Raw genomic sequence first — 22739 nt, forward strand, 5'->3', positions numbered from 1 at the left:
GCACAACGGGCATGCCGTTGTCGGGTGATTTTTTGCTCCCCCTGTGACCTCGCCGCCCCGCACGAAGACGGTGGACAGGTCGTAGAGTGACAACGAACAGCCCCGCCCGCTTGTTCCTGAGAGACGGGAATCACATCGGTGATTCACTGCCAGGCAACTTAACCGGGGGCGACTGTGCGGTCGCGGTTCATTATCGGTTACCTGCCCCCGCTACCGTGACGAGTACTCGGAAGGAGCCTTCGTCATGGAGTTCCGACATCTAGTCTCGTTCATCACGATCGCCGAAGAGTTGCACTTCGGTCGCGCAGCGCAGCGCCTTCATCTCACGCAGCCCAGTCTCAGCGCCCAGCTGCAGAAACTGGAAAAGTCGCTCGGGGTCCAGCTGGTCGCCCGGAATTCACACGAGGTCCGGCTGACCGCGGCCGGGCGCGAGTTCGAACTTCAAGCACGTCAGATCGTGGCCCAGATGGATCGGGCGGCGCGGGCCGCCAAGGCCACCGCCGAGGGCAGGCAGGGCAGCCTGGCCATCGGCTACAACCTGCCCGCGAGCCGCCACGTGCTGCCGGAGGCGCTGGTGCGCATGACCGAGCGGCATCCCGACATCGTGGTGTCGTTGTGGGAGAAGCGCACCGGGCCGCAGCTGGCGGCGCTGTCGGACGGGTCCCTCGATATCGCCCTGGTCTACGGACACCCCAGCACCGCCGAATTCCGCTATCGGCGACTGCTGCACCGGGTTCCGTTGGTGGCGGTGGTGGGGCGGCGGCACCGGTGGGCGGATCGCCCAGGGGTGCCGTTCGCGGAGCTGCAGGGTCAGGACTGTGTGCTGTTCGCCCGCGAGCAATGTCCGGCCATGTACGACACCATCTTCCGGGCGGCCGCGCAGGCGCGGATCACCTTGAACGTGGCCCATCACGCCGATGATCCGGGTGCGACGGCGCACATGGTGTCGGTGCGTCCAATGGTCGGATTCGCCTCGTTGCCGCGGGCCATTTCCATGGGAATGGGTGCGCCGGGCAGCAATTCGGTGGCGGTCAAACTTTTGGACCCGGTACCCACTCTGGATTTGTATGCGGTGTGGCGGGCGGAGGAACAGAATCTGGCGGTGGCGGCCTTCCTGGATTGTGTGGATTCCGCGGAACCCGCACCCCTCGATGATGCCCGGCCGGTACCGGCCTGAGCTATTCGATAGGCAATGACTTTCGCGCGGTAGGAACAGCCGGTCGGGCGGCGACGAGAATGATTGTCGCCGACCAGAATTCGGTACGTGAACATCGCGTCTGTCATCGATAGATCCGTCACCGGAAACGGTATCGAACCGCCCGCCACCGCGAGTCTCTACACTATCGTCGCCGAGGCGGCCTACCGGCATCCGGACCGCGAGACCCTCGCCGACGGCGAGGCCGCGCCCCTGACCTGCGCGGAATTCGACCGGCAGGTGCGGGCGGTGGCCTCGGCGCTGCTCGATCGCCAGGTGGCGGCCGGGGACCGGGTGGTGGTGCTGGGCCGCACCGGGCTGGCCTGGGCGCTGCTGGATCTGGCGGCGTTGGCGATCGGCGCGGTGGTGGTGCCGGTGTATCCGACCTCCTCGGCCGCGCAGATCGAGCACGTTCTGCGCGACAGCGGGAGTACGTATTTCGCGGCCGAGACCGGCGCGGACGCCGAGCGGCTGAGCGCGGCGGGCGCCGGCGAGGTGTGGGATTTCGCCGAGATCCGCGACTGGGCCGAGGGCGAGATCCGGGCGGATCTGGCCGAGCACACCGCGGCGGTCGGGGCCGACGACCTGGCCATGATCGTCTACACCAGCGGGACGACCGGTCTGTCCAAGGGCTGCATGATCACCCACCGGAACATGTATGTGTCCTCGGCGAATACGGTGCGCCAGACGGGGCGGCTGTTCGACGGTGTGACCGCGTTGGCGCTGCCGCTCTCGCACGTGTTCGGGCAGACCATGCTGTTCGCCTGCCTGTTCGGCGGCGCGGCGACCCATCTGCTGCCGGGGATTCCGGAACTGGTCCCGGCGCTGCCGCGGCTGCGGCCCACGTTCCTGGCGCTGATTCCCTACGCGCTGGAGAAGATTCGCAAGCACTGCCGGTCGCTGCTGAGTGCGGAGGCGGAGCGGGAGGCGGTCGCGGTCGGGCTGTCGCGGCTGTCGGCGGGGGCCCAGGGGACCGACGCGGCCGAACACGGGATTCGGCGGGATGAGCCCGAGGCGTTGGAGGAGCCGGTCGCCGCGGCGCTGGGCGGGCGCCTGCGCTATGTCATCTCCGGCGGTGCGTCGCTGGATGATTCGACCGCCGGGTTCTACGCCGCGTTCGGCACGGTGATCCTGAACTGCTACGGCTTGACCGAGGCCGCGACCGCGGTCACGGTGAGCGCGCCGGAGACCAATCGCCTCGGGACCGTGGGGAAGCCGATTCCCGGCACCGCGGTGGCCATTGCCGCCGACGGTGAGGTGCTGGTCAGCGGCCCGCACGTGTCGCCCGGCTACTGGGGTGCGGCCGGGGCGCAGAAGCCGGTCGACGCCGACGGTTGGCTGCACACCGGCGACATCGGCGAGCTCGATGACGGGTATCTGCGAATCACCGGACGCAAGAAGGAAATTCTCGTCACCTCGGGCGGCAAGAATGTTGCGCCCACTCCGCTGGAGGACCGGGTGCGGCTGCATCCTTTGGTCAGCAATTGCATGGTGGTGGGGGAGGGTCGCGCCTTTGTCACCGCATTGGTGACCCTGGATGCCGAGCGCGCTGAGAATTGGTTGCGCGAACATCCGGGACGCGATCTCACGACCGCCGTGCAATCCGCCGTGGATGATGCCAATTCCTTGGTTTCGCGGGCGGAATCAATTCGGGAATTTCGCATTGTGGCAGGCGATTTCACCATCGCCAATGGATTGTTGACCTCCTCACTGAAACTGCGTCGCACCGCGATCGCGGAAACCTATTCGGCCGATATCGATCTCCTCTACTCGACGACCCGAAAGTGATCTGAGCATGTACGACGTCATCGTTGTCGGTACCCGTGTGTCGGGTGCCCCGCTGGCCATGCTGCTGGCCCGCCAGGGTTTCCGGGTGCTGGCGGTGGACCGGGCCCAGTTCCCCAGCGACACCCCGTCCACGCACTACATCCACCAGGCCGGGCTGGGCTTCCTGAAGTCCTGGGGTCTGCTCGACCGCGTCACCGCCACCGGCTGCCCGCCGGTGCGGCACCTCAACTTCACCTACACCGATATCGACATTCGGGGTATGGCCGATCCGGCGGCCGACGGCATCGACGCCGTGTACTGCCCGCGCCGCACCGTGTTGGACAAGATCCTGGTCGACGCCGCCGGCGAGGCCGGGGCCGAGGTGATCTCGGGCTTCGCGGTGACCGGGCTGCTGCGCGACGGCGACCGGGTGATCGGTATTCGCGGCCGGGTGGGCGAGGGCGCGGAGCAGGAGTTCCGGGCCACGCTGGTGGTGGGCGCGGACGGTTCGGGCTCGACCGTGGCCAAGGAGGTGGGCGCGCAGGTCTACGAGGGTTCGCCCGCGGCCTGCTTCGTCTACTACTCCTACTACGAGGGCATCGACTGGGGCATGCAGCACCGCACCGGTTTCGGCGAGCAGCAGTTCGCGGCCTGGCCGACCAATGACGAGCTGTACCTGGTCGCGGTCATGCGCAAGCGGGACCGGTTCCGCGAGTTCCGCACCGACCCGGACGCCGGGGTGCAGGAGATCGTGGATCAGATCGATCCGGAAATCGGTGCGCGCCTGCGGGATACGGGCCGTCGGGTGGAGCCGTTCCGGCCCATGCTGTACCCGGACAACTACCGTCGGCAGTCCTTCGGGCCGGGTTGGGCCTTGGTCGGCGATGCCGGATATCACAAGGACCCCTTCACCGGCTGGGGCATCACCGACTCGTTCAAGTACGCGCAGCTGCTGGCCGACCTGGCCGGTGAAAGCCTCGCGGGCGGACGGCCTTTCGAGGAGACGCTGCCCGAATACCAGCGTGAGCGCGACGCGCAGAGCGCCAGCACCTATGAGCTGACCACCAGCATTTCCGAGCTGTCGCTGACCCCGTACTACGACTCGGTGTTCCGCGCCACCAGCATGAGCCCGGACTACTCGAAGAAGTTCTTCGGTTTGATCGCAGGGCTGTACCCGCCCGAGAAGTTCTTCGGTGAGACCGAACTGGCCGAACTGTACGAGCTGGTCGACTTCCCGGTCGAGGCGCGCCATGTCAGCAAGGCCGAGGCGGCGCTATGACCGGGGTCGGTCTGGTCGCGCTGGGTGACAGCTTCGTCGAGGGCCGCGGCGATCCGGCCGCGGCCGGGGGATACCGCGGCTGGGTGTCCCGACTGGGCGCGCAGCTGGGGTTGCGGCCCAACGCCCTTCGGAATCTGGGCGTGCACGGCGCGACCACCGGTGATGTGCTGCGCGAGCAGCTGCCCGCCGCCGTGCGGGCCGAGCTGTATGGCGTGGTGGTGGGCGTCAACGATCTCGTGAGCGCCTACGACCCGGATGCCTTCGAGGCCAATCTGGATGCGCTGTTCGGCGCGCTGCGCTCCACCGGTGCAACAGTTTTCACCGCCGACTACCCGGATATCCCGGCGCGCCTGCCGGTTCCGGATGGCTTCCGCGAGCTGCTGCGGGAGCGCTTCGCCTTCGCCAATGCCGCCATGGCCCGGGTCACCGCCGACCACGGGGTCCTGCTTCTGGATCTGTCCGCACGCCCCGAATGGGAGCGCGCGAGCACCTGGACCGAGGACGGGCTGCACCCCAGCCCGTCCGGACACCGACTGTTCGCCGCCAGTGCGGCCGAACTGATTTCGACGATTACCGCCACCACGGTCGCCGCGTGATCGGCGACACCGGCCACAGCGACAGTGTCGAGTTTCGGCACCTTCGAGAGGATTATTCGTGACGGACGACAGACGCCTGGCACGCGACCCGATTGCCATTGTCGGGATGTCGGGCCTGCTGCCCAAGGCACGCAACCATCGAGAGTACTGGCAGAACATCGTCGACGGCGTGGACTGCACCGAGGAGGTGCCCGCCTCCCGCTGGAGCCTGGACGACTACTACGACCGGGATCCGGCGACTCCCGATAAAACCTATTCGCGCCGTGGCGCTTTCGTGCCGGACGTGGATTTCGATCCGCTCGAGTTCGGGCTGCCGCCCAACCAACTCGAGGTCACCAGCACCATGCAGACGCTCAGCCTGGGTGTGGCGCGCGATCTGCTGGTCGACGCGGGCGCGACCGGGTCGGGCTGGTACGACCCGGCGCGCACCGGCGTGGTGCTGGGGACCACCGGGCCGGTGCCGCTCATGCATCCGCTGGCGGCGCGGCTCTCGACGCCGGTGCTGGAGGAGGCGGCCCGGTCGGTCGGGCTGTCCGAGGCCGATGCGCGGGCCATCGCCTCTCGATACGCGGCGGCTTTCGCGCCGTGGGAAGAGAATTCGTTCCCGGGTCTGCTCGCCAATGTGGTGGCCGGGCGGGTGGCCAATCGGCTCGGGCTGGGCGGCATGAACTGCACCGTGGACGCGGCGTGCGCGGCCTCGCTGGCGGCGATTCGCACGGCCATCGCGGAGCTGCGGGACGGCCGGGCCGACATGATGATCACCGGTGGCGTGGACACCGAGAACACCATCTTCATCTACATGTGCTTCAGCAAGGTGGGTGCGCTGTCGCACAGCGGGCGGATCAGCCCGTTCGGGGCCGGGGCGGATGGGACGCTGCTGGGCGAGGGCATTTCGATGCTGGCGCTGCGGCGGCTGGAGGACGCGCGGCGGGATGGGAACCGGGTGTACGCGGTGATTCGCGGGCTCGGGTCCTCGAGTGATGGGCGGGCGAAGAGCATTTATGCGCCGGTCGCGAAGGGGCAGCGGCTGGCTCTCGACCGCGCCTATGCCGACGCGGATTGCTCGCCCGCCGATGTGGAGCTCATCGAGGCGCATGCCACCGGTACGGCGGTCGGTGACAAGACCGAGTTGACCGCGTTGAAAGGGCTGCTGTCCGAGGCGAGTTCGGAATCCCGGTTCGCCGCTCTGGGCAGTGTGAAGTCCCAGATCGGGCATACCAAGGGTGCGGCGGGTACGGCCAGCATCATGAAGTTGGCGCTGGCGCTGCATCAGAAGGTGTTGCCGGGGACGATCAATGTCGATGCACCGAATGCCGAAATCGCTTCCGAGGCTGCGCCTTTCTATGTGAACTCGCGGACTCGGCCGTGGATCCTGGATCCGGCGCGGCCCGTGCGCCGGGCGGCCGTGTCGGCAATGGGGTTCGGCGGCACCAATTTCCACGTTGTGCTGGAGGAGGCCGACGGTGTGCGCGGGCAACTGCTGCATCGGACGCCGCGGGCGCACATCTGGCATGCGCCGGATGTAGAGGCGCTGATCGCGGCCGTGCGCGACACCGAGGGCGGCGATGGTGGCGACATCCCCGAGGATCATGCCCGGGTCGGTTTCGTTTCGCTGGATGACGACGCCGTGGCAGACCTGCGTGAACTGGTCGTGGACGAGCTGACGCGCAATCCCGAAGCGGCGCACTGGGATCACCCCGAGGGTGTGTACTTCCGCGCCGCCGCGCTGCCCGAGCGCAAGGTGGGCGCGCTGTTCGCCGGTCAGGGCAGCCAGTACGTGGATATGGGAGCCGCTGCGGCGCTGAACAATCCGCCGGTCGGAGCGGCCTTCGACGCCGCCAATGCGGCCTTCGCCGGGGCGGAGACGCGACTCGCTGCCGTCGTATTCCCACCGCCCGCCTTCGACGAGGAGACTCGCTCGGAGCAGGAGAACACCCTGCGGCGCACCGAATTCGCACAGCCCGCCATTGGCGCGCTGTCGGCGGGGCAGTTCGCCGTGCTGAGCGAGTTCGGTTTCCGCGCGGACGGGTATCTGGGTCACAGCTTCGGTGAACTGACCGCGCTGTGGGCTTCCGGAGCGATCACCACCGAGGACTTCTACTCCCTGGCCAGAGCCCGAGGCGCGGCCATGACCGTGCCCGAGGGAGTCGAGGCGGGCACCATGGTGGCGGTCGGCGCGGCGCGCGAGGAGGTCGAAAAGGCCCTCGAGGGCGTGGACGACGTGTGGATCTGCAACCACAACGCCCCCGATCAGGTGGTCGTCGGCGGCGGCACCGCCGGTATCGACGCGGTCACCGAGCGCTTCACCGAAAAGGGCTGGATCACAAGGGCTCTGCCGGTCTCCGGGGCCTTCCACACCCCGTATGTGAGCCACGCCGTGGAATCATTCGGCACGGCAGTCGCCAAGGTGACGATCGGCGAACCCGCCGCCCGCGTCTACGCCGACACCCGAGGCGCGTCCTACGGCGACGACATCGAAACCAACCGCGCCACCCTCACCGCCCAATTGAGCAACCCCGTGGAATTCCACGCCGCCCTCACCGCCATGCGCGCCGACGGCTGCACCGTCTTCGTGGAATTCGGCCCCAAACAGGTCCTCACCTCTTTGGTCCGCCGCACCTTCGGCGACGAAATCATCGCCATCCCCACCGACCCCGGCCCCATCGGCAACGGCGACCTCACCCTCAAACGCGCCGCCGTCCGCCTCGCCATCCTGGGCTTCGCCATCCACGGCATCAACCGCTACACCGCACCCGAGCCCCCCACCCCAGCCCGCAAACCAGCCATGACGGTAAAGCTCTCGGCCCCCGAATACGTCCCCGAAACCCGCCGCGCGGCCTACGCCGCAGCCCTGTCCGACGGCTACCGGGTGAACCTCGCACCGGTCGCGGGAATCACCGCGCCCGAGACCTCCACGACCGCAGGCGCTACCGCGGCCCACACAACCAACGGCGGCCTCGCGCCGGCCCCTGCCATGGCCTCATCGGCGGCCATCGCCACCCCATCGGGCACTCCGAATGCCTTCGCCGAGAACAGCGGCGACGGGCAGCACGCGAGTGCTGTTGTCGCGCCGACGCCCTCAGCGATGGCGGTCGCGTCCAACGCGGGCAGTGTCGCGCCGGGCACGGCGGCCACGCTCGGCTCCAATGGTGGCCACGGCCGCCTGCCCAATCCCATTCCCAAATCCGGCCGGGGCGACCTGTCCGCCCCTCCCAGCACTTTGGAGAAATCTGTGACCGCGGAACCGGAGTACCGCATTCCTTCGCCGGACGCGCTGGACAGCGCGCTGGTGCAGCACTTGAACACGCATCGCCACTATTTGGATGGTCAGCTCGAGCTGGCTCGCGACCTGGCCGGGGCGCTGCGCCACGGGCATGTCGACGAGATGCTGGTGCGTGCCATCGAGGCTGTGAAGGATCACGGGCTCGCGATCAGTGAAAGCCACTCGCGTGCTGGTGATGTGGTGGCGCAGCTGGCGGCGCTGGAAGGTGGCGGGCAGCCTCGCCCGGGCCGGGTCTACGTCGAGTCGGATCCGATCGTCACCGCGCCCACGGGCCTGCCGCACGGCCAGGCCGCGTCCACGCAGGCTCTGGCCGCCGCCCCTGAGAACGCCCTCGTAGCGTCCGCGCCGACCCCTGCTGCTGCCCAGCATGCGGTGTCCGGCAATGGCTTTGCGGTGGACACCGCGACCCCGGTGTCTGGCAATGGCCTCGCGTCCGAGGTGGATGAAGCCCCGTCCGAGTCGCGGGCTGAAGCGGCCGTCGGTGGCTCGGCTGCGCTGTCGGCCGAGGCGGTGCGCCAGGCGCTGCGCGAGGTGGTGGCGGAGAAGACCGGGTATCCGGTCGAGATGGTCGACACCACTATGGATCTGGAGGCGGATCTTGGGGTCGATTCGATCAAGCGGGTGCAGGTGATCGGGGCGCTGCAGGAGCGGTTCCCGGAGCTGCCGGTGCTCGGGCCCGAGCAGTTGGGGACGCTGCGGACGCTGGATCAGGTTGCGGAGGAGCTGGTTGGCTCGGCGGGCGGCGATGGCCTTGCGAGCGGGGCGGATAGCACTGCTGCGGAGGTGAATTCTGGCGCTTCCGCCGATGTGTTGCGGCAGGCGCTGCGCGAGGTGGTCGCGGACAAGACCGGGTATCCGGTGGAGATGGTTGATCCGACCATGGATCTGGAGGCAGACCTTGGGGTCGACTCCATCAAGCGGGTGCAGGTGATCGGCGCTCTGCAGGAGCGTTTTCCGGATCTACCGGTGTTGGGGCCGGAGCAGTTGGGGACGTTGCGGACGTTGGATCAGATCGTGGGCGAGTTGGCCGGGGGTGATGTTCACCCAAAAGCTGAGGCCGCGGCCGAAACGCCGCGGCATGTGGTGGAACTCGTCGAGCTGGCTCCGGTGGATCCGGCGGTGGAACCGTATCGGGCGGCCGGGCACGCGCTAGTGGTGTGCTTGGACGAGTCGGGTGAAACCGATTGCGAGGCACTGGAAGAGCTGCTGCGGGCGCGGAGTTGGTCGGTGCGCCGGGTCTCCGGTCCCGACGGGGTGGCGGGGGCCGGGCCGGTGGACGTCTGCGTGATGGTGGCCGGTGTGGCGACCGAATGGGCGCAGGCACAGGGCATTCTGACCGATGCGATCCTCGTCGCCGGTCAGGTTGTGCCCCGCCTGCGGGCCGCCGAGGGGCGGGCCGGGTTCGCGACCATAACCCGGCTCGATGGCCACCTCGGTTTCCGTGGTGACGCCGACCCGGTCGCGGCGCTGCTGGGCGGGCTCGGCGGACTGGTGAAAACCCTTGCCGCCGAGCAGCCCTCGCTGTTCTGCCGGGCCCTCGACATCGATCCGGAGATCCTGCCGCACCGATTGGCCGAATTGGTGCTCGAGGAACTGTGTGACGCCGCCCTCGACACTCTCGAGGTCGGCATCGACGCCGCCGCCGTCCGCCGCACGCCGGTGCCGAGCCGACATGGAGCAGCGCGCAGCATCGATATCGTCCGTGCCGGAACAGATTTCGGCGACTCGCTGCTCACCGAAGCCGACACCCTCGTGGTGACCGGCGGCGCACGCGGCGTCACCGCCACCTGCGTCCTCGAACTCGCACGACACACCAAGTGCCGCTTCGTACTCCTGGGCCGCACGGAACTGACCGACGACCCGGAGTGGGCCGCGACCGTGGCCGACGCCGACCTCAAACCGGCCGCGGTGCGCGCATTGGCCGGAACCGGAGTCACCCCGCGCGATATCGACAAGGCCTGCGCGAACGTCCGCGCGGTCCGCGAAATCCGCCGAACCCTGGCCGAACTCGGCGACCGAGCCGACTACCTCGCGGTCGACGCCACCGACGCCACCGCACTGGCCGAGGCGCTGGCACCGTGGCGCAATGCCGCCCGGCGTCCGATGCCGGGCGATACCGCCCCGCTCGCGGCGGGCCATGGTTCCGCGCTCGACGGAGGCGAGGCTCCCGCCCGGGAAGCAGGCGAGGCTTCCGCCTCGGTGGCGCAAGGTTTCTCGACCGCCGAGGAGGGGCGGGAGTCACAGGACGACGGTGGGGCACGGGCAGGTCGCTCTCAGTGTGGGGCGATCACCGGCGTCGTGCACGGCGCAGGGGTGTTGGCGGACTCCTTGATTCCGGACAAGACGGCGGAATCGATCGGTCGGGTGTTCGGGCCGAAGTTGAGCGGATTGGCCGCTGTGCTGGCGGCGGCTGGCGAGCCGCAGCATCTGATTCTGTTCGCCTCGGTGGCCGGACTGTTCGGCAATACCGGGCAGGCCGATTACGCGGCGGCCAATGAGGCGTTGGGGCGGTTCGCGGTCAGTTGGGGTGCGCGCGATCCCGAACGCCGGGTGACCGCGCTCGACTGGGGTGCGTGGGATGGCGGCATGGTGACTCCCGCACTGCGTGAGCACTTCGCGGCGCGCGGCGTGCCGCTGCTGGCCCCGGCGGCCGGAGCGGCCGCGTTCACCGCGCAGTTCACCGCGGCACGACGGGAAGAGCCAATCCTGTTGGTCGGGGCCGCCACCGCGCTCTCGACGGTCGACACCCCCACGGTGCCGGTGCGGGCCCGGCGCGGGATTGCCGGGCTGGTAGAGGAGCCGGTGATCGCGGCGCATCGGATCGGTGAGCACATCGTGCTCCCGGCCACGTTCGGGCTGGGCGCGATGGTGAATCTGGCCGAGCGCACCCATCCGGGACGAATCGTGGTGGGAGCAAGGGACTTCCAGGTGCTCAAGGGGCTGGTCTTCGACCACCCGGTGACCACCCTGGAGTTCGAGCTCGACCCCGCGGAGCCGGTGGACGGTCACACAGCGCTGCGCGTCACCGTCATCGCCGACTCGGCCGCTCGATTCCGCGCCACCCTGCTGCTGTCCGACACTTCGGAAGTCTTGCCACCTCTGACCGCGTCGATCCAGCTCCCGTACGGCCCCGGCGAGAGCGCCGAGCGGATCTACCGCGACGCGATCCAATTCCACGCACCGGCCCTGCAAGGCCTGCGCACGATCCGCACCGAAGGCGATGCGTCCATCGTCTTCGAATGCGAGCTCGCCGCAAACCCGGTGGCGCACGGCGCATTCGCGAGCCGACTCCACGATCCGGTCCTCGCCGACCTGATCCTGCAATGCCCGCCGGTCCTGGGCTACCGTCTTCTGGGCGCGGCCTGCCTGCCCCTGGGCGTCGGCCGAATCGACTATTTCCACCCACTGCCCTCGACCGCACCGTTCCTGGTGCTCGTCGACAACCCCCGGGCCACCCGCATGGAAGCCCTGATCGACGCGACGGCCCTGTCCACCGAAGGCACAGTGCTGCAACGCTTCTCGGACGTCACTGTCCTGACGACACCCGACCTGACAGAGAAATTCCGAACCTCGGTGAGGCGGTGGACAGCATGACAGCTCTCGACTTCGACGGCATCCCCTTCAATCCGCTGGGCATGGAACGATCCACGCCCGAACCGGCCACCCCGGCTCCCGAACCGCGTACTCCGATGCTCGAATCGGCGCGGGTGGTCGACGAATCGACCTACCTGGCAGCCGGATCGGAAGGTGCGAGCACGCGTCTCGCGGCACAGTCGGTCGCTGCCGAGGCGATCGCCCAGATCCGTGCGGGCGTCATCGAGGCGCACCGGGCGGCTCTGACGGCCCAGACCGCACTACAGCGCGAGATATGGCGGCGGGCGCACGGGCGTGCGGCGGCCGAGGCGGAAGTTCCCGCGCCCCTGATGGGCACGGACGAGATCGGGGGAGCGGACGCGGCCGGGACTGTCGCCGCGGCGAACTCGCCCGCGGCGAGCGAGTATTCGGCGCAGGTGCGATTCCATGCCGCAGAAGGGGCGTTCAAGCCACTGGCCCGCACCACAGTCGTGCGGTTGGACCGGGGCACGCTGGAACTGCTCGCGGTGGCGGAGATGGGGAGTGTGTTCGGTGCCTCGCATCGGCGCGACGGGGTGGAGGTGGCTGCTCGACTGGCGGCTTCCACACCGCTGGTTCTCACCGAGGTGAGTTCGATCGAGTTGTACGGCGGCATCGGCAATGGCCGGGTGGTGGCGCGGTTCCAGGGCGATCCGCGGGCCGCGGCCTTGCAGGCCGCCGAGGTGTTCGCCCTCTTCACCGGGATGCCGCTGTGCTTGTCGGGCAGCACACTGACCGGTGGGGTGGGGGAGACCACGGTCGAAATCGCCTCCGGTGCGGTGGAACTGGTCGTCGAGCGCCTTGATGTGGTGCCGCGTCCGTTCCTACAAGCGACGGCGCGTCTCGAGGGTGTGCCCGAGCCCGTCGCGGTCACGGTGATGGTCGCCGAGCAGGCGGGTGCGGGCGTCGGGCCGGGCGAGGCCGCACCGGGGTTGCTGCTCAACGAGTTCCATATGGCCCATCTGGCCCGTGGTGATCAAGCCATTGCCATGGGGCCGGAGTTCGCGCCGTACACGGGGGTGCGAGCGACGCGGTTGCCCACCGGTGGGCTGCTGTTGGTGGATCGGGTGCTGCGGTTCGACGGTGCCCGTGGCAATCTCGAATCCGCCTCGTACGACACCGAATACGACTCGCCCGGCGACTCCTGGTACTACGGGGACACGGCCAACGATTCCATGCCGCACTTCGTGTACATGGAGACATCGCTGCAGGCGGCGCTGCTCATGGGTTACTACGCCGGGCCGACCCTGACCCAGCCCGGCACCACGCTGAGTCTGCGCAATCTGGGCGGCACGGCCACGGTGCTGCGGCAGATCGACCTGCGGGACAAGACGATTCAGCAGTCCTCGCGCCTGCTGTCGACCACCATCCTGCCGGGCTCGTCCCTGCAGACCTTCGACTACACGCTCAGCGTGGACGGCGAGCCGTTCTACCAGGGCGAGACCATGTTCGGGTACTTCAGCGACCAGGCATTGGGCAACCAGACCGGTCTCGACGCCGGGCGGTCCGTGCCGAGCTGGCTCGCCGCGCACCCGGAGGCGGCCACCCGCGTCATCGATGTGGCGGCCCGCCGTGCCGATCCGGCCGCCCGGGCCTGCTCGCGGCGCAAGCTGGCCCTCATCGACCGCGTCGAGGTGGTCGACGAGGGCGGGAATTACGGTGCGGGATATCTGCATTCGCTGCGGGCCATCGATCCGGAGGACTGGTTCTTCGCGAGGCATTTCCACCTGGACCCGGTGATCCCGGGCTCACTGGGTGTCGAGTCGGTCATCCACGCCGTGCAGGAGTGGATGCTGGACGCGGGATTCGCCGACGGCATGGCTGACCCGGTATTCCGGATTCCGGCCGGGATCGCCTTCAGCTGGCGGTACCGGGGGCAGTTCCTGCCCACTGACGGGACCGTCGAACTGGAGGCGCACATCAAATCCGTGCGGCGTGACGGGCACGGAGCGATTGTGGTCGTGGACGGCTCGCTGTGGAAGCCGGGACTGCGCATTTATGAACTCATCGACCTCGCGGTCGAGCTCGCCGATCGAAAGGCGTCGGAATGACCGCCGTCCGTTCACCTTTGGCCATCGATAGCGCCGATATCACCGAGGTTCTGCTCGACCTGCACCGACCGTGCTGGATCGTCAGGTCCGAGGGGTCGGTCGGGGCGACATCCGATCCGGCACTCGCGGCGCGGGCTCAGATTCTGGCAGCGGTGCCACCGCTGCCAGTGGAACAGTTGGGAGACAGTGCCTTTCGCTCCGCACACGGCGTGCGGGCGGCCTATGCGGCCGGTGCGATGGCGAACGGAATCGCCTCGCCAGCGCTGGTGATCGCGCTGTCCGAGGCGGGATACCTGGCCAGCTATGGTGCGGCGGGTGTGACCCCGGCGGTGGTCGACGCCGCGCTGGGCGAGCTCTCTCGGCGACTGGCGGGAAAGCCGTTCGCCTGCAATCTGATCCACAGCCCCTCCGAACCTGCATTGGAACGGGCGATCGTGGATGCCTGCCTGCGCCATGAGGTGCGTTGTGTGGAGGCGTCGGCGTTCATGGATCTCACCGCCGAAGTGGTGCGCTATCGAGCCACCGGACTGGCGGTGGATCGCAGCGGCCGAATCGAGATTCGGAATCGCGTGATTGCCAAGGTGTCTCGCACCGAAGTCGCGGAATTGTTCCTGCGACCCGCTCCGGGCCGACTGCTGAATCACCTGGTCGCAGACGGCCGCCTGACCGCGGCACAAGCCGAATCGGCGGCGCAGGTTCCCATGGCCGATGACATTACCGCCGAGGCGGATTCGGGCGGTCACACCGACCGTCGCCCACTGGTGGTACTGCTGCCCGAACTACTGGCCACCCGCGACCGCATCGCATGCTCCGTGCCCGCCGCGGCGGGCGTGCGGATCGGTGCGGCGGGCGGCATCGGCACCCCCGATGCCGCGGCCGGTGCCTTCGCCATGGGCGCGGCCTACATCGTGACCGGGTCGATCAACCAGTCGGCGCGGGAAGCGGCGCAGTGCGACGCCACCAAGGCGCTACTCGCGACCGCGGAGTTCGCCGACTGCGTGATGGCACCGTCCTCGGACATGTTCGAGATGGGCGTCCAGGTGCAGGTGTTGCGACGCGGCAGCATGTTCGCCACGCGTGCCCAGCGGCTCTACGAGCTGTATCGAGCCTACGACGGCATCGATGCGCTGCCCGCCGAGGTGCGGAAGGACCTGGAAACCAAGCTGTTCCGCCGCCCGCTGGCCACCGTCTGGCAGGACTGCGTCGCCTTCTTCACCGAACGCGACCCGGACCAGCTGATTTCGGCCGAGCGTGACCCGAAGGCCCGGATGGCGCTCATCTTCCGCTGGTATCTGGGCCTGTCCTCGGGCTGGAGCATTCGCGGCGACGCGGAACGCGCCGCCGACTACCAGATCTGGTGCGGCCCGGCCATGGGTGCGTTCAACTCGTGGGTGGCGGGCAGTCATCTGGCCGCGCCCGGCAATCGCACGGTGGCCGAGATCGCCGACCAAATGATGACCGGCGCGGCCTACCTCACGCGAGTCGCGCAATTGCGCTCGGCCGGTGTGCGGCTCCCCGCCGCGGTCGGCCGATATCTGCCGCGGCCACTGGCGGGCTGACGCCCGCACGCATCGATCGGATCTCTCATCATGCCGCTGTCGGTCCCGGCATGATGGGAGGCGGCATCACCACGCGAAGGAGCACGCGCAGATGACCGTCGACGCCTGGGCCCAACATCCCACCCCCCGTTTTCTCGCCCACGATATGTTCGCCTCCCTGCGCCGCTGGTCCGGCACGGAGATCCCCACCGGCGACATCCCGCTGAAATCGACGCTGGCCGTCATGGACGCGGCGGGCGTCGACCACGCCCTCCTCTCCGCGTGGACCGCCCCCGAGGGCGTCCTCATCTCCAATGACGAAGTGGCGGAATGGGTTTCCGAGGCCCCCGACCGATTCTCCGCCATCGCCTCGGTGGACCTGCGTCGGCCCATGGAATCGGTGCGCGAACTCCGCCATCGAGTCCGCGACCAAGGCTTCAAAGCCCTCCGAGTCCTTCCCTGGCTCTGGGAAACCCCACCCACCGACCGCCGGTTCTACCCCCTCTACGCCGCGTGCGTAGACCTCGGCATCCCCTTCTGCACGCAGGTGGGCCACACCGGGCCGCTGCGGCCCTCGGAGACCGGCCGCCCCATCCCGTACATCGACCAGGTGGCGCTGGACTTCCCCGAACTCACCATCGTGTGCGGCCACGTCGGCTATCCCTGGACCGAGGAAATGATCGCCGTAGCCCGCAAACACCCCAACGTGGTGATCGACACCTCGGCCTACACCACCAAACGCCTACCCCCCGAACTGATCTCGTATCTGAAGACCGGAACCGGCCGCCACAAGGTCCTCTTCGGCACCAACTACCCCATGATCTTCCCTCAACACGCCCTCGATGGCCTCGACGCCCTCGACCTGGATGACGAGACGCGAACCCTCTACCTGGACGGCAACGCCCGCCGCGTCTTCGGGCTGTGAAAGGCCCGGTGTCACACCTAGTTTCGGGTGTGGCGGCTGACGGGCAGGGCCCGACCGGTCTCGAGCAATGACTTGAGATCGCTGAGCATGAACGGATAGCCGCCGCCGAAGCCCTCCGATTCCAGATCCCCGGAGATGATGATCGAGACCAGAGGCGCGCCGGTGACATCGTGGACGGTGGTGAGGGCGCAGGTGCCGTCACCGCGATCGCGAATTTCGTAGCGCAGGTAGGTTTCCGGCTCCGCCGCGAGGGCTGGCTCACCCAGGAACCGCATGCGGACACCGAGCAGCGACGGTGGCTCGTAGTCGACGACCGTGCCCGTGATCAGAATCTCGGGTTCGTCGTCCAGGCGGCGCGGGCCCGACGGCGCGAAAACCGTGAAGGCGCCGCCAACCCGGGGTTCGATCACGCTGCGGCCGCCGAAGCCGTAGCGCACGGTCCACTCCGGTTCGGTGATGGCGGCCCAGATGCGCTCGGCGGGTGCGGCGATGATCACGCGATGGATCTGCGTCGTCTCCGGGCGGGCCCGCGGCAGCACATGGTCGAAACTCACGATTCCAGATCCTTTTTCAGCTCGGCCAAGGCGGAAATCCGCTGTTCGGTGAACTTGTCGATCCAGCGATCGTGAATCAGCCTGATCGGCACGGGATTGAGGTAGTGCAGCTTCTTGCGCCCGCTGCGCACCGACACCACCAGACCGGCCTCCTCGAGCAGCCGCAGATGCTTGCCGACATTGAATCGCGTCGTATCGAGTTCGGATTCCAATTCGGTCAGCGTCTGCCCGTCCCGCGCGAACAAAGCGTCGAGCAAATGCCGACGCGTGCGATCGGCAAGCGCCTTGAACACCGCATCCTCCTCCACCCCGCCCACTCTATAGGAGACCCAGCGGTCACATGACCATTGACATGTGACCATTTGGTCACCTATCTTCCCTCCATGCAGCGATACATAGTCCTCTACCGCGCCCCCCTCTCGGTCGCCCAACGATTCGCCCAGGCCACCCCCGCCGAAGCCGCCGAAGGCATGAAACTCTGGACCGCCTGGCACGACCGCATCGGCGACAACCTGATCGACCCCGGCGGCCCCCTAGGCAATGCCCGCCGCGTAGGCCCCACCGCAGTCGCCCCCACCAACACCGACATCATCGGCATGTCCATCCTGCAAGCCGACTCCATAGACGCGGCCCTGACCATGGTCTCCAACCACCACCACCTCCACTGGGCCCCCAACTGCGAAATCCTCCTCCTCGAGGAACAGCCCATCCCCGAACTCCAGCAATAACCCCCGACCAACATCGCCGGATCCACTCCCGCAGGGCGGTGAAGTCGGTTCGCCGCAACCCGTCCCACGACCGCCAATTCGGGCTAGGCGAAATCGCGTCTTACGAGGTGCCGGGGCACAGGGCGTGGGTGATGAGGGTGGTGGCTGTGCGTTCTTGGGCGAGGATGTGGTCGGGGGTGTCGGCTAGGGCCTCGGACATGGAGACTGTGGCGGTGTGGGAGCCGTTGGGGGTGGTGCCGTTGAGGGTGATGTAGCCGGCGTCGCCGCCCTCGTGGGACCAGTAGGTGCCGCCGCAGGGGAGGGGACGTTCGGCTAGGCCTAGGCCGTATTTGCCGCCGGGCCATAGTTGTTGGAGGTCAGTGCTGACGGGGGTGGTTTGCTTCATGGCGGAGAGTTGGGGTGGGGGGAGGAGGTGGCCGGAGAGGAGGGCTCGGAAGAAGATGTTTTCGTCGTGGGTGGTGGTGACCCAGGACAGGGCTTCGGGGTCGATCGGGATCTGGTCGGTGACGTCGACTCTGGAATCGGGGCCGAAGTACTGGTAGGCCCTGGTGTGGGGGTCGGGGAGGGTGGGCGTGGAGCCCAGCCAGTGGGTGTGGTCGAGTGCGAGGGCGTGCAGGATGCGGGATTGGATCTCCTCGTGAGCTGGTCGGCCGGTGGCTTTTTCGATGATCATCGTGAGGAGGATGTAGCCGGTATTGGAGTACTCCCAACCCTGGCCGGGCGCGAAGTCCGGGGCGTGGGACATGGCGCGCGCCACCAGTTGCTCGGAGGTGTAGGTGTTGTAGCGCTGCTCGACATACTCCTGCGCGGTTGTGTATCCGGGCAGGTCGTCGTGAATGCCGCTGGTGTGCTGGAGAAGCTGGCGCACGGTGATCGCATCGCCGTCATTACCGTTGCCGCGCACCACATTCGGCAGCCATCTTTCGACGCTGTCCTCCAGGGACAGCTTGCCTTCGGACGCCAATTGCAGAATCACGGTGGCGATCAACGTCTTCGAGGTGCTGGCCATGCGGAAATAGCCATCGGGATCGACCGGAGCGCCGGTCATCAGGTCGGAAGTGCCCGCGGTCGCAACCGATTCCGCACCGTCGGGTCCCATCGCGCGCGCCTGGACACCGCTGATCCCGAGCGCGTGAATCGCGTCCACATCACGGCGTAACTGCTCGGCCACTGTGGAGCCGGGATCGGACTTCGCGCAGGCGACCGCGGTGAACAGCATCGTGACGAGACCGAGGGCGAGGGCCAAGCGTCGCGGCGACGAGATCATGATCCGACGCTATTGCCGGGACCAGCCTGAAAGCGATCCGGCGACACCCCGGAATCGCCCTGGGGGATTACCCCGAGCCAAAGCGAATAGGTTGAAACGGGCACATTTTCGGGCCCGCTGCGGCAAGATCGTCAGATCGGCTCGACGATCTTGCTGTCTAGGAGCTCACCATGGGCGGACGGTTGCGTACTCTCACCGCCGCGAGCGTGCTCGCGCTGACCATCGGGGCCTGCGGGTCGCCACCGGGAGATCAGGGGAAATCGGGAGGTCCGGGAGCGAAGGACTTCAAGGCCTGCATAGTGTCGGACTCCGGCGGGTTCGACGACAAGTCGTTCAACCAGACCTCCTACAAGGGGATCACCGATGCCGTTGCGGCTCTCGGTATTTCGAAGTCTCAGCTGGAGTCCAAGTCGGACAACGACTACCCCACCAATATCGATACGATGGTCCGGCAGAAGTGCAGCATCATCGTGACCATCGGCTTCAAACAGGGCGATGTCACCTACGCGGCGGCCAAGGCGAATCCGAACATCGACTTCGCGATCGTCGACTACTCCTACACCGATCCGCAGAAGTTCCCGCCGCTGCCGAACCTGCAGGGCCTGACCTTCAATTCCGCGCAGCCCTCGTTCCTGGCCGGATACCTCGCGGCCGGTATGACGAAAACCGGCAAGGTCGGCACCTTCGGCGGCATCAATATTCCGACCGTGGCCATCTTCATGGACGGATTCGCCGAGGGTGTCGCGTATTACGACAAACAGAAGGGCAAGCAGGTCCAGCTGCTCGGCTGGGACGAGGCGACCCAACAGGGCGTGGTCACCAACGACTTCCAGGACAAGAACACCGCCAAGACCAAGGCCAACGACCTGATCAGCCAGGGCGCCGACATCCTGATGCCGGTCGCGGGCCCGGCCGGACTGGGTGCGCTGGAGGCCGCGAAGTCCTCCGGAGGCAAGGTCACCGCGGTCTGGGTCGACACCGACGGGTGCGTGAGCGCCGCGGAATACTGCCCGGTCCTGCTGACCAGCGTGCAGAAGGCGATGGACGTCGCGGTGGCGAAGGCGGTCACCGACGCCTACAACAAGGCCTTCACCAACACCACCTACGTCGGCACGCTGGCCAACAAGGGTGTCGAACTGGCGCCCTACCATGAGTTCGACGCCGCCATACCAGCCGACCTGAAGAGTGAGATCACGGCGCTGACAGCGGATTTGGCGAGCGGGAAGGTCACCATCGCGTCGAAGGCGCAGCCCGCGGCCAAATAGGTTGTGACTCGGAGGCCCCGATGAGGCTCGAATTACGTTCGCTCACCAAGCGATTCGGTGACTTCGTCGCCAACGACGGCATCGACCTGATCGTCGAGCCGGGTGAAATCCATTGTCTGCTCGGCGAGAACGGTGCGGGCAAGACCACATTGATGAATATGCTCTACGGCCTGTCGCCGCCGGATTCGGGTGAGATCCGGCTCGACGGAGAGCCCCTTGTGTGCCCCTCGCCCGCGGCGGCGATCGCCGCCGGAATCGGCATGGTGCACCAGCATTTCATGCTGGTGCCGGTTTTCACCGTCGCCGAGAATCTCATGCTGGGCCGGGAGCCGACCACCGGCTGGGCCGTGCTCGACCGCGGCGCGGCGCGGCGGCAGGTGCGGGAACTGTCGCGACGCTACGGCCTGCCGGTGGACCCGGACGCATTGGTGTCCGACCTGTCGGTGGGTGAGAAGCAGCGGGTGGAGATCCTCAAGGCGTTGGCCAACGACGTCGAGGTGCTGATCCTCGACGAACCGACCGCGGTGCTCACCCCGCAGGAGATCGACGAGTTGATCGAGGTGCTGCGCGCCATCGCCGCGACCGGCACGTCGATCATCTTCATCTCGCACAAGCTCAAGGAGGTCCGGCGAATCGCCGACCGGATCACCGTGATTCGCCGCGGCAAGGTGGTCGGCACCGTCGGACCCGACACCGCCGAAACCCAGCTCGCCGAACTGATGGTCGGGCGTTCGGTGGAACTCGTCGTCGCCAAGACGGCCGCGCCGCCCAGGTGCCCGGCGCTCGTCGTCGAGGGCCTCACCCTCACCGGCGTCGACGGCACGATACAGGTGGACGACGTGTCCTTCCGCGTCGACGGCGGCGAAATCGTCGGTGTGGCAGGGGTGGCGGGCAATGGGCAGTCCGAGCTGATCAGCGCGCTGGTCGGCTTGCGGGCACCGGTGCGCGGGTCGATCACCGTGGGCGGGCAGGAGTTGGTGGGCCGCTCGCCGCGCCGACATCTGGACGCCGGAATCGGATATGTTCCCGAGGATCGTTCGCACGATGGCTATATCGGCGTGTTCAGCATTGCCGAGAACCTCGTCCTGGATCTGATCGACCGCCCCGAATTCTCCCGGCACGGTGTGTTATCACCGAATGCGGTGCAGCGCAATGCTGTTCACCGCATGGAGGAGTTCGACATTCGCGGCCGGTCACCGGCCGAGCCGGTGCAGGCGCTGTCCGGGGGCAATCAGCAGAAGGTGGTGCTGGCGCGGGAACTGTCCCGACCGCTGCGGGTGCTCATCGCGGGGCAGCCGACTCGTGGGCTGGATGTCGGGTCGATCGAGTTCGTGCACAATCGCCTGGTCCGGGAACGAGATCAGGGCACCGCCGTATTGATCGTCTCCACCGAATTGGACGAGATCTACGCGCTGTCGGACCGCATCATCGTGATGTATCGCGGCCGCATCGTCGGCGTCGTCGGTCCCGATACCCCGCGCGACCGGCTGGGGCTCATGATGGCCGGAGGCGTACCCGCGGCTGGGGGCGGCGATGTTTGACCGGAAGGTGTTCGAACGAAAGTGGTTGCGCGAGCTGACCGTCAGTGTCCTCGCCGTCCTGCTGGCGCTGCTGGTCGGCGCGGTTCTCATCATTGTCAGCACCCCCACCGTGACCTCGGCGTTCGGGTATTTCCTGGCGCGGCCCACCGATACCTTCTCGGCGGCGGCCCACGCGGTGGGCGACACCTACCGGGCGCTGTTTCTGGGCGCCTTCGGCGGTCGGCACCAGCTCGCCGAGACCTTGGTCGCGGCAACACCGTTGATCTGCACCGGCTTGTCGGTCACCTTGGCCTTCCGCACCGGGCTGTTCAATATCGGTGCGCAGGGGCAGCTCATCGCCGGTGCTCTGGCCGCGGGATGGGTGGGTTTCGCCGTGCACCTGCCCGCCGGAATCCATGTGCTGGCGGCGTTGGCGGCCGGTGTCGCCGGAGGGGCGCTGTGGGGCGGCATCGCCGGAATTCTCAAGGCGCGCATCGGTGCTCACGAGGTCATCGTCACCATCATGGGCAACTATGTCGCGCTGTACGCGCTGACCTGGCTGCTCACCACCCACGCGCTGCAGCGGCCCGGACGGCACGAGCCGATCAGTCCGATCGTCGACGCCACCGCGCAGCTTCCCCGATTCGGCGGCACCCGACTGCATTTCGGCCTGTTCGTCGCGCTGCTCGCGGCGGTCTTCGTGTGGTGGCTGCTGTCGCGATCGACACTGGGCTTCCGACTGCGCGCCGTCGGCGCGAATCACGATGCGGCGCGCACCGCCGGTATCCCGATCGACCGGGCCTATGTCCTGGCCATGCTGATCGCGGGCGGCCTGGCCGGATTGGCCGGCACGCAGCAGGTGCTGGGCACGGATCTGCCCCTGACGAACGGCATCGCCGGATCGTTCGGCTTCGACGGCATCACCGTCGCCCTGCTCGGCCGCGGCACACCCGTCGGAACGGTCTGCGCGGCACTGCTTTTCGGTGCCCTGCACTCCGGCGGAAACGAGATGCAGGCGGCCACCGGCACCCCGCTCACCCTGGTGACCGTCCTGCAGGCCGTGATCGTCCTGCTGGTGGCGGCACCGGCCCTGGTGCGCACGGTCTTCCGGATTCGGGCCGAGGGCGCGCAGGCCGTGCTCGCGAAAGGGTGGAACTGA

The 22739-nt window shown here is 67.8% G+C and carries 15 protein-coding genes; 12 read left to right on the forward strand and 3 right to left on the reverse strand.

Annotated features, from left to right (window positions below; translation table 11 throughout):
* The first annotated feature begins 244 nt into the window (after nt 1-244).
* The 8 genes from VMT65_RS22895 to VMT65_RS22930 all read left to right on the forward strand — a co-directional run bounded on the left by VMT65_RS22895 (nt 245) and on the right by VMT65_RS22930 (nt 16246).
* Nucleotides 245-1177 carry a LysR family transcriptional regulator gene (locus tag VMT65_RS22895; RefSeq protein WP_326310415.1) on the forward strand — a complete coding sequence of 311 codons (933 nt, stop codon included), beginning with the start codon at nt 245-247 and terminating at the stop codon, nt 1175-1177.
* 87 nt (nt 1178-1264) lie between these two features.
* A complete protein-coding gene (locus VMT65_RS22900; protein ID WP_326310416.1) occupies nt 1265-2983 on the forward strand; it encodes an AMP-dependent synthetase/ligase in 1719 nt (572 codons plus the stop codon).
* Nucleotides 2984-2990: 7 nt separating this feature from the next.
* Nucleotides 2991-4241, forward strand: coding sequence for an NAD(P)/FAD-dependent oxidoreductase (locus VMT65_RS22905; protein ID WP_326310417.1), 1251 nt, complete (start codon nt 2991-2993; stop codon nt 4239-4241).
* Complete coding sequence (locus VMT65_RS22910; protein WP_326310418.1) at nt 4238-4837, forward strand: SGNH/GDSL hydrolase family protein; 600 nt, start codon at nt 4238-4240, stop codon at nt 4835-4837. The genes VMT65_RS22905 and VMT65_RS22910 overlap by 4 nt, the downstream gene beginning before the upstream one ends.
* Before the next feature lie 58 nt (nt 4838-4895).
* The gene (locus tag VMT65_RS22915; RefSeq protein WP_326310419.1) at nt 4896-11714 is read left to right on the forward strand and encodes a polyketide synthase; all 6819 of its coding nucleotides are present in this window, start codon (nt 4896-4898) and stop codon (nt 11712-11714) included.
* Nucleotides 11711-13783 carry a beta-hydroxydecanoyl-ACP dehydratase gene (locus VMT65_RS22920; RefSeq protein WP_326310420.1) on the forward strand — a complete coding sequence of 691 codons (2073 nt, stop codon included), beginning with the start codon at nt 11711-11713 and terminating at the stop codon, nt 13781-13783. The genes VMT65_RS22915 and VMT65_RS22920 overlap by 4 nt, the downstream gene beginning before the upstream one ends.
* Nucleotides 13780-15342, forward strand: a complete 1563-nt coding sequence (locus VMT65_RS22925) for a PfaD family polyunsaturated fatty acid/polyketide biosynthesis protein (protein WP_326310421.1) — start codon at nt 13780-13782, stop codon at nt 15340-15342. The genes VMT65_RS22920 and VMT65_RS22925 overlap by 4 nt, the downstream gene beginning before the upstream one ends.
* Nucleotides 15343-15433: 91 nt before the next feature.
* The gene (locus VMT65_RS22930; protein WP_326310422.1) at nt 15434-16246 is read left to right on the forward strand and encodes an amidohydrolase family protein; all 813 of its coding nucleotides are present in this window, start codon (nt 15434-15436) and stop codon (nt 16244-16246) included.
* A 17-nt stretch (nt 16247-16263) separates the two neighbouring features.
* On the opposite strand, the gene VMT65_RS22935 is transcribed toward VMT65_RS22930, so the two are convergent.
* Entirely contained in the window at nt 16264-16800 is a 537-nt protein-coding gene (locus tag VMT65_RS22935; RefSeq protein WP_326310423.1) for an SRPBCC domain-containing protein, read from the reverse strand.
* Complete coding sequence (locus tag VMT65_RS22940; protein ID WP_326310424.1) at nt 16797-17108, reverse strand: ArsR/SmtB family transcription factor; 312 nt, start codon at nt 17106-17108, stop codon at nt 16797-16799. The genes VMT65_RS22935 and VMT65_RS22940 overlap by 4 nt, the downstream gene beginning before the upstream one ends.
* A 75-nt stretch (nt 17109-17183) precedes the next feature.
* On the opposite strand from VMT65_RS22940, the gene VMT65_RS22945 reads away from it, so the two are divergent.
* Complete coding sequence (locus tag VMT65_RS22945; RefSeq protein WP_326310425.1) at nt 17184-17528, forward strand: hypothetical protein; 345 nt, start codon at nt 17184-17186, stop codon at nt 17526-17528.
* A gap of 100 nt (nt 17529-17628) precedes the next feature.
* Here the strand turns inward: VMT65_RS22945 and VMT65_RS22950 are convergent, their stop codons facing one another.
* Complete coding sequence (locus VMT65_RS22950) at nt 17629-18795, reverse strand: serine hydrolase domain-containing protein (RefSeq protein ID WP_326310426.1); 1167 nt, start codon at nt 18793-18795, stop codon at nt 17629-17631.
* 170 nt (nt 18796-18965) lie between these two features.
* On the opposite strand from VMT65_RS22950, the gene VMT65_RS22955 reads away from it, so the two are divergent.
* Genes VMT65_RS22955 through VMT65_RS22965 form a run of 3 tightly spaced genes read left to right on the forward strand, consistent with a single transcriptional unit; the run spans nt 18966 to nt 22739 of the window.
* Nucleotides 18966-20060: a BMP family lipoprotein gene (locus tag VMT65_RS22955; RefSeq protein ID WP_326310427.1), complete on the forward strand. Its 1095-nt coding sequence runs from the start codon at nt 18966-18968 to the stop codon at nt 20058-20060.
* A 20-nt stretch (nt 20061-20080) separates the two neighbouring features.
* A complete protein-coding gene (locus tag VMT65_RS22960; RefSeq protein WP_326310428.1) occupies nt 20081-21601 on the forward strand; it encodes an ABC transporter ATP-binding protein in 1521 nt (506 codons plus the stop codon).
* 7 nt (nt 21602-21608) lie between these two features.
* Entirely contained in the window at nt 21609-22739 is a 1131-nt protein-coding gene (locus tag VMT65_RS22965) for an ABC transporter permease (protein WP_326310429.1), read from the forward strand.

This window comes from Nocardia sp. CDC153 (assembly GCF_035818515.1).
GTDB lineage: Bacteria > Actinomycetota > Actinomycetes > Mycobacteriales > Mycobacteriaceae > Nocardia.